Origin of the sequence: Marinospirillum alkalitolerans (assembly GCF_045055655.1) — a bacterium.
GTDB classification, from domain to species: domain Bacteria; phylum Pseudomonadota; class Gammaproteobacteria; order Pseudomonadales; family Halomonadaceae; genus Marinospirillum; species Marinospirillum alkalitolerans.
This window is the reverse complement of the sequence record NZ_JBANFI010000019.1, coordinates 1-2,046: the sequence shown is the minus strand read 5'-3', so window position 1 is coordinate 2,046 and position 2,046 is coordinate 1. Positions and strand designations below refer to the sequence as shown.

General features: G+C 45.3%; 1 protein-coding gene. It reads left to right on the top strand.

The window, feature by feature from the left end; all coding sequences use genetic code 11:
• Positions 1–969: 969 nt before the first annotated feature.
• The gene (locus tag V6U78_RS12615) at positions 970–1,989 is read left to right on the top strand and encodes a hypothetical protein (RefSeq protein WP_405341539.1); all 1,020 of its coding nucleotides are present in this window, start codon (positions 970–972) and stop codon (positions 1,987–1,989) included.
• The last annotated feature ends 57 nt before the right edge of the window (positions 1,990–2,046 follow it).

Here is a 2,046-nt window from a genome sequence, read left to right as displayed (position 1 = left end):
GCAGATCGAGGCGCTGTTCTAGTAGGATTTCGTCAGGTTTGGGCTTTGAATAGTGTGCCGCGCCTTCGTTGTTGGGCTGCTCTCGCTAGTTTTAAAATGAAGGCTCAGTCTGCAAGTGCGGCAAGCGGTGGCGTTGTTCGAGTTGCTGCGTTGCTCTACTTGGCAGGTTTGCCAGACCGCCCAATCTGCATGTTTTTTCAGGCTTGAGTTTGGCGCATTCTGTTGGCTCCACTCAGAAATAGTGTGCCATTTTCTGAGTTCTGGGCTTTAACCTTGGCTTTTCACTTGCTGCAAGCTCTCAACTTTTAGCTTTCTTTTTGTTGTTTCTTGCAATAACAAGGCGCTGCACGCGAAACTAACGCTAGCCCGTTTTTGTGTTTTCGCTGCGCTCTATTTTACACAAAACCGGCCGTCGCTCTCGTTCGCGTGAGCTTGGCGTTATTGCATTGGCTTGGTTGCGTCGGTTGGGGCGGGTTGTTTCGGGATAGTAGGCAGGTCGCCGCAGCAGATCGAGGCGCTGTTCTAGCAGGATTTCGTCAGGTTTGGCCTTTGAATAGTGTGCCGCGCCTTCGTTATCGGGTTGCTCTCGCTAGTTTTCAAATGAAGGCTTAGTCTTCAAGCGCGGCAAGTGGTGGCTTTGCTTGAGTTGCTTCGTTGCTGTACTTGACAGGTTTTCCAGACCGCCCAATCTGCTCGTTTTTTCAGGTTTGAGTTCGGCGCATTCTGTTGGCTCCACTCAGAAATAGTGTGCCAGTATCGAGTGATGCGGCTTTAACCTAAGTTGGCCATTTTCGGCAAGTCGGCAGTGTTTAGCTTTCTTTTTTGCTGTTTCTTGCAATAACAAGGCGCTGCACGCGACACGAACGCTAGTCCGTTTTTGTGTTTCGCTGCGCTCAATTTTACACAAAAACGGTCGTCGCTCTCGTTCGCGTGAGCTTGGCGTTATGTTTCTAAAGGATAATCTGACTGATGTACAAGGTGGATGTTGAGAACAAGACATTAAAAAAGCTGTCCGAGGCGAAATATTCTGAGCTTGGATTGCGAGAGCGGTTTGATATTCAAGAATGGATCGAAAAGGTTCCCTCCGTCTTAGGTGAAGAACTCCTTGTCATTGCGAAAGAGTATGAGCTTCCTTCTAGGTGTAGGCTTGATCTGCTAGCGATAGACAAGTCCGCTAATCTTGTGGTTGTCGAACTAAAAAGAGATGATTCTGGGTCAAGTGTAGATTGGCAAGCAATTAAGTACGCATCCTACTGTTCCGCTTTCACGGATGAAGAGATATACCGTATATTCGCTTCATACTCGGGAAGCGATGAAGACACAGCGCAGGAAAAAATAGAGAAATTTATTGATGACGAACCGGAGCGCTTAAATCAAAAGCAGAGGGTTATTTTGGCTTCAAGGGAATTTCATTCGGATGTGGTTTCTGCTGTATTGTGGTTGTTGGAATATGGGATTGATATCCAATGTGTGAAACTTGAGCCTTTTGTAGATTCAGAATGTGGATTGTTTATCAATCCCACCATCATGGTTCCAGCCCCAGAGGCTCGTGACTATATCAAACGGAAAGAAACTAAAAATAAAGAAAAAAGCTTATCCCGATCTGGTTCGTTTTCATTAGAGAAGTCTGATTTAACCGAGAGTGAACTACGAAAGGCTTTAGTTGAGTCATTAAGTCGAAAATCTGATTTAACACCTAGAGTTCTGGCTTTTTTCGAAATTTTGCTTTCAGAAGATAGAGAATTTGATCGAGAAGAAATCAAACAAAAATTGTTCAATAAAGGTATAGGAGAGAATATTGGCCACGCAGGGCGTTTGCTTAGCAACGTAAGCCAGTTTCTTACTAAAAAATCAAACCCTCACCTTCGACAGGTTGTGCAGTTCGAGAGCGGAGGGGAAAATGGTGAAACGAAGAACAATTACAGGCTCCTGAGTCAATATAGGAATTTGGTTTATGAAGTGGTGGGCATTGTTGGGCAAGAAACATAACAAGTTGCTGCACACGGAAAAATTACTCGCTTCGCTTGCAATTTTCCGGTGAGCAAG

Coding starts and splice junctions, on each gene's coding strand:
- V6U78_RS12615 (WP_405341539.1), top strand. CDS start 970: ATGTACAAGGTGGATGTTGAGAACAAGACATTAAAAAAGCTGTCCGAG.